Here is a 6,051-nt window from a genome sequence, read left to right as displayed (position 1 = left end):
ACCCAATCCATCGGCAAATCATGCTCCTGCGGCGCCAGCGCCACGCGGCAGGCCTCATGCCCGATGCCGATCGCCACCGGCGCGTTCCCGCCGGCGGCGAGCGCCGCCAGCGTGCGGTCGTAGAATCCGCCGCCATAGCCCAGGCGGAACTTATCCCCGCTGAAACCGACACATGGAATCAGCAGGACGTCTGGCAGCAAGGGCGGCGTGCCGTCGGGCACGGGAATGCCGTAATGCCCGGCAATCATTGGCGTAGCCGGCTCCCATTGGTGGAAATCCAGCGGCGCGCCCGGCCGGCTTACCACCGGCAGGGCTGCTTGCCGCCCGGTGGCGCCGGCCAGCCAGCGCGAGACCACGCCACGGGCGTCGAACTCCTGCTGGATCGGCCAGTAGAAGCCTAGGCGATGCACGGGCAGGCGCTCGAGCAGGGCGGCCAGCGCGGCTTCGATGCTGGCGTCGGCGGCGGGGCGTTGCGGCAATGCGCCGCGCAGCGCCAGCAACTGGCGCCGCAGCGCTGCTCGCTGCACGCCAGGGTCGGGCTTTCCGGGCGCGCCGGAGGGGCTGCGAACGTCGTCGCTTGGCATGGCTGCGTGGGATAATGTTTGTTGTTGACCCAACATTGCACGGTCGGATGCGCGCCCTCGGAAGGTGTTGTCCGGCCGTCACAACAAGGAAGAAGAATGCCGAAGGGAGTATATCCGCAGCGTGCGGCCAAGGCCGCCCTAGCGGCGATCGCGTGCGCAGTGCTTGCCACGCCGGTATTTGCGCAGAAACGGCCTCAGCCGCAACCCCAATCGCAGTCGCTCGCCATCCCGAGCAACCCCGACGACGCTTTCGTGGCGCTGCGCGAAGCCGCGCGCAAAAACGACGTGGCACGCACCGACGCCATCTCGGCCACGCTGGTGGACTACCCGATCTCGTCTTACGTCGAGTACTTCCGCATCAAGCCGCAGCTGTTCGACACCAGCGGCCTGGCCCGCATCGATGCCCCTGACGATCAGGTGCGCGCCTTCCTGCAGCGCTACAAGGGCGAGGCCATTGCCGACCGCATGCGCAATGACTGGCTGCTGGTGCTGGGCAAGAAGCGCGACTGGGCCAATTTCGACGCCGAATACCCGCAGTTCGTGCTCAAGGACGATACGCAGGTCGAGTGCTACGCGTTGCTGTCGCGCGCGCTCAAGGGCCAGAACGTGGCGGCGGATGCGCGCGCAGCACTGAGCGATCCGCGCTACTACGGCGAAGGTTGTGTCGACCTGATCGGCTACCTGGCCCAAAGCAGGCAGATCGAGTCGAGCGACGTGGCCTTCCAGGCACGCCAGGCGCTGGAGCAGAACTATGTGACGCTGGCCGGGCGTATCGCCGCCACCGCGCCGGACGCGCGCGGCGACAGCAACACGCTCGCCACCGTGGTCAAGATGGCGCGCAATGATCCCTCGCAGGCCGCGGCCTACCTGAGCGCCAACGCCGGCAGCCTGTCGCGCGACGAGCAGGGCGCCGGCTGGGGCGTGGTCGGCCAGTACGCCGCCAAGAAGCTCGCCCCCGAGGCGGCCGGCTACTACCGCCGCCAGATGGACCTGGGCGGCAACCAGTGGCTGTCCGACGAAACGCAGGAGTGGCGCGTGCGCGCCGCGCTGCGCCAGGGTGACTGGAAGCAGGTGCGTCAGGCCGTGGAGCTGATGCGCCCCGAGCTGCGCGCCAAGGACCCGGCCTGGACCTACTGGTACGGGCGCGCGCTCAAGGCGGACAACCGCGGCGCCGAGGCCGAGAAGCAGTTCCAGGCGATTGCCGGCCAGTTCAACTTCTACGGCCAGCTGGCCAGCGAGGAGCTGGGCAACCGCATCGTGCTGCCGGCACGCACGCAAGTGAGCGATGCCGAGGTCAACGCCATGCGCACCCGCCCGGGCTTCCTGCGCGMACAGAAGTTGTATGACCTGAACCTGCGCTTCGAAGGCAATCGCGAATGGAACTGGGAACTGCGCGGCATGACCGACCGCCAGCTGCTGGCCGCCGCCGACTACGCCCGCCGCATCGAACTGCTGGACCGCGCCGTGAACACCGCGGACCGCACCCAGGCCGAGCATGATTTCTCGCTGCGCTTCCTGATGCCGTACCGCGACATCATGCAGCGCGCCACCGATGACGTGGGCCTGGATATGGCGTGGGCCTATGGCCTGGTGCGCCAGGAGTCACGCTTCATCATGAACGCGCGCTCGTCCGCCGGCGCCCATGGCCTGATGCAGGTGATGCCGGCCACCGCCAAGTGGGTTGCGCGCAAGATCGGCATGACGGACTTCTCGCCCTCGATGATGAGCGATCCCAATATCAACATCCAGCTCGGCACCAACTATATGAGCATGGTGCTGACTGACCTGGATAGCTCCTGGACGCTGGCTTCGGCCGCTTACAACGCCGGCCCGGGCCGTCCCAAGAACTGGCGCTCCAGCTTGCCGCGCCAGGTCGAGGGCGCGATCTTCGCCGAGACCATTCCGTTCTCGGAGACCCGGACCTACGTGAAGAATGTGCTGTCGAACGCCACGTACTATGCTGCATTGATGAGCGGCCGGCCGCAGTCGCTCAAGGATCGCCTGGGCGTGGTGTCGCCGTCGCAGATCACCACCACCAGCCTGCCCTGAGGTTTTAACGCCTTCAAGGCAGCGCGGTCTGCAGGCCAATGCGGTAGCCGGTGCGTGCTCCAGCCCTGGAGCGTGCGCCAGTCGTCCCTTGCCGCGGAGAGATCCATGCAGACCAGCAACGTTCTAGTGATCGGAGGGGCCGGCTTTGTCGGCAGCCACCTGGTGGCCCGCCTGGCAGGTGTTGCCACCGCGTCGGCCACGCCGCTGGAGCCGGGCACCGTCGTGGAGCCGTCTCTGGACCCCGAACGCATCGTGGCCGCTACCCGCGACGCCGAGCATGCGCAGCACCTGCTGCTGTTGCCGCGCGTCGAGGTGATCGAGCTGGACGTGAGGAACGATGTTGCGCTGAACGCCGCCATTGGCACGCTGGGCACCGACGGCATCGTGGTGAACCTGGTCGGCATTCTTCATGGCGAACGCGCCGAGCCCTACGGCGCGGCCTTTGCCGCCGCCCACGTGGACCTCGTGCGGCGCATTGTCGAGTCTTGCCGCAGCACTGGCGTGCGCAGGCTGTTGCACATGAGCGCGCTGGGCGCCGACAGCGCCGGCCCGTCGATGTACCTGCGCAGCAAGGGCGACGGCGAGCGCGTGGTGCGCGAGAGCGCTCTGGACTGGACCATCTTCCGTCCGTCCGTGATATTCGGCCCCGACGATCATTTCCTCAATCTGTTCGCCCATATGCAGCAACTGGCGCCCGTAGTGCCGCTCGCCTGCGCGCAAGCCAGGTTCCAGCCGGTGTACGTGCAGGACGTGGCGCAGGCCATGGTCAACGCCATGGCGACGCGGGACACCATCGGCCGCGCCTACGACCTGGCGGGGCCGCAGGTCTATACGCTGGAGGAGCTGGTGCGTTTTGCGGGCCGCGCCAGCGGCCACCCGCGCCCGGTCCTGCACCTGCCCGACGCCCTGGCCCGCGTGCAGGCAGCCATCCTCGAACACATGCCGGGCGCGCCGGTGATGTCGCGCGACAACCTGGACTCCATGCGGCTCGACAATGTCATGCGGGGGCCGATCGCGCCCGAGCTTGGGCTGGGCCAGCCGGTGGGGCTGGAGGTGGTGATGACCGATGTGCTGGCGGGCCGCGGGCACGAAAGCCAGATGCTGGGACTGCGGCGCAGCGGGTATCGTTGAGCGGCAGGCAGCCCGGCCCGGCTTTGCCCTTCGCATGTGACCAGGATTCACATCGCTGCGAGCGTAATTCGCTTGGAGGCGCTTGGCGCGGCTGGCTACAATGGTTCGTTCGCCGGCGTGCGCTTGCGTGCGCACGCTTCGCGCTGCGGGCTTGCCCCGGCCCCGAGCGCGCTCCCCCACGTTTTCCTGCAAGGATTTTGCGATGAAGCTCGTCATCGGCAACAAGAATTACTCTTCCTGGTCGCTGCGCCCCTGGCTGCTGATGCGCCAGGCTGGCATTGCGTTCGAAGAGGTCAAGGTGCGCTTGTTCGTGGCCGGGTTTGAGCAAGTGATTGCGAAGCACTCGCCCACCGGCAAGGTACCGGTGCTGGTCGATGGCGATGTCTCGGTGTGGGACTCGCTGTCGATTGCCGAATACCTGGCCGAGTCCTTTCCCGAGAAGCAGCTCTGGCCGGCTGACCGTGCCGAGCGTGCGCATGCGCGCTCGATCTGCGCGGAGATGCATTCGGGCTTCGGCAACCTGCGCAGCCAGCTGCCGATGAACGTCACCGCGGTGCTGCCCGGCATGGGCTGGAACGTAGCGGTGCAGCGCGACGTGGACCGTGTTGCCGCGATCTGGTCGGACCTGCGCGCACGCCATGCGGCCGCAGGCCCGTTCCTGTTTGGCGCGTTCACCATTGCCGACGCATTTTTCGCGCCGGTGGTCAGCCGCTTTGCCACTTATGGCATCCACCTGCCGGAGGCCGCCAAGCAATATGCGGACTTTATCCTGGCGCTGCCGGCCATGCAGGCGTGGATCGCCGATGCCCGTGAAGAGCGCGATTTCCTCGCCTCCGACGAGCCCTACCGCCTCACCCCCGATCGCGCCGACGCGGTCGTGATCAACCATTGAGCTCGTCCATGCAGGTGTATGCCGTAGGCGGCGCCATTCGCGACGCCCTGCTGGGCTTGTCGAGCCAGGACCGCGACTACGTGGTGGTGGGCGCAACCCCGGCCGAGATGGAAGCCCAGGGCTATAAGCCGGTAGGCAAGGATTTCCCCGTATTCCTCCATCCCAGGACCCGGGAGGAATACGCGCTGGCCCGCACCGAGCGCAAGACCGCAGCGGGCTACAAGGGCTTTTCGTTCTATTGCGCGCCGGACGTGACGCTGGAAGACGACCTGGTGCGGCGCGACCTCACCATCAACGCCATGGCGCAGGCGGTGGGCGACGACGGCGCGCTCACTGGCCCCGTSATCGACCCCTACGGCGGCCAGCGTGATCTCGCCGCACGGCAGTTTCGCCATGTGTCGGACGCCTTCGCCGAAGACCCGGTGCGGATCCTGCGCGTGGCGCGCTTCGCCGCGCGTTTCAATGATTTCACGGTAGCCCCCGAGACGCTGGTGCTGATGCGCCGGATGGTGGAAGCCGGCGAGGTCGACGCGCTGGTGGCCGAACGCGTCTGGCAGGAACTCGCGCGCGGCCTGATGGAGGCACGGCCCTCGCGCATGTTCGAGGTGCTGCGCGAATGCGGGGCGCTGGCGCGGCTGCTGCCCGAGCTGGACCGGCTATGGGGTGTGCCGCAGCGGGCCGACTACCACCCGGAGGTGGATACCGGCGTGCACGTGATGATGGTCGTCGATACCGCCGCCGCGATRCGCACCTCGCTGCCGGTGCGCTTTGCCGCGCTGATGCACGACCTGGGCAAGGGCACCACGCCCGAGGATGTGCTGCCGCGCCATATCGGGCACGAGCAGCGCAGCGTGGCATTGCTTGAAGCGGTTTGCAAGCGGTTGCGCGTGCCGACTGACTGCCGCGACCTGGCCGTGGTGGTGGCGCGCGAGCATGGCAATATCCATCGCGCCGAGGAGTTTGGCGCCGCTGCGCTGACGCGATTGCTGGAGCGGTGCGATGCGTTGCGCAAGCCGGCGCGGTTTGCTGAAGCGCTGCAGGCATGCGAGGCGGATGCGCGGGGGCGGCTTGGGTTTGAGGCGCGGGAGTATCCGCAGACGGCGCGGTTGATGATGGCGCTGGAAGCGGCGGCTTCGGTGGACGCCGGGGCCGTGGCGCGGGAATGTGCAGGGGATCCCGGGGTGATCAAGGATCGGGTGCATGCTGCGCGGGTGGCGGCGGTGGCGGCTAATTTGGGAGGGTAGGGGTTTAACTGCAACTGCAACTGCAACTGCAACTGCAACTGCAAATTCAGCTGCAACTGCTTAACTTCAACTTCAACTTCAACTGCAGTTTCACCTCCCCTGCGGGGCGGCGACCTACTTTCTTGTCTCGCCAAGAAAGTAGGCAAAGAAG

At 67.3% G+C, this 6,051-nt stretch carries 5 protein-coding genes; 4 read left to right on the top strand and 1 reads right to left on the bottom strand.

Going from position 1 to position 6,051, the window contains the following annotated elements; all coding sequences use genetic code 11:
• Window positions 1–584: 5-formyltetrahydrofolate cyclo-ligase (locus AC1DS3_RS33685; RefSeq protein WP_477128870.1), on the bottom strand; the 584-nt coding region annotated here is incomplete at its 3' end.
• A gap of 96 nt (window positions 585–680) precedes the next feature.
• On the opposite strand from AC1DS3_RS33685, the gene AC1DS3_RS33680 reads away from it, so the two are divergent.
• The 4 genes from AC1DS3_RS33680 (at window position 681) to AC1DS3_RS33665 (ending at window position 5,900) form a co-directional block, all read left to right on the top strand.
• A complete protein-coding gene (locus AC1DS3_RS33680; protein ID WP_477128869.1) occupies window positions 681–2,633 on the top strand; it encodes a lytic transglycosylase domain-containing protein in 1,953 nt (650 codons plus the stop codon).
• Between the two features lie 105 nt (window positions 2,634–2,738).
• The gene (locus AC1DS3_RS33675; RefSeq protein ID WP_441641128.1) at window positions 2,739–3,764 is read left to right on the top strand and encodes a complex I NDUFA9 subunit family protein; all 1,026 of its coding nucleotides are present in this window, start codon (window positions 2,739–2,741) and stop codon (window positions 3,762–3,764) included.
• Window positions 3,765–3,966: 202 nt separating this feature from the next.
• Window positions 3,967–4,656, top strand: coding sequence for a glutathione S-transferase family protein (locus tag AC1DS3_RS33670; RefSeq protein WP_441641129.1), 690 nt, complete (start codon window positions 3,967–3,969; stop codon window positions 4,654–4,656).
• Between the two features lie 8 nt (window positions 4,657–4,664).
• On the top strand, window positions 4,665–5,900 hold the full coding sequence (locus tag AC1DS3_RS33665; protein WP_477128868.1) for a multifunctional CCA addition/repair protein: 1,236 nt from the start codon (window positions 4,665–4,667) through the stop codon (window positions 5,898–5,900).
• The last annotated feature ends 151 nt before the right edge of the window (window positions 5,901–6,051 follow it).

This window comes from Cupriavidus sp. 01L46 (genome assembly GCF_056399905.1).
This window is presented reverse-complemented; position numbering and strand designations above follow the sequence as displayed.

Coding starts and splice junctions, on each gene's coding strand:
- AC1DS3_RS33675 (WP_441641128.1), top strand. CDS start 2,739: ATGCAGACCAGCAACGTTCTAGTGATCGGAGGGGCCGGCTTTGTCGGC.
- AC1DS3_RS33670 (WP_441641129.1), top strand. CDS start 3,967: ATGAAGCTCGTCATCGGCAACAAGAATTACTCTTCCTGGTCGCTGCGC.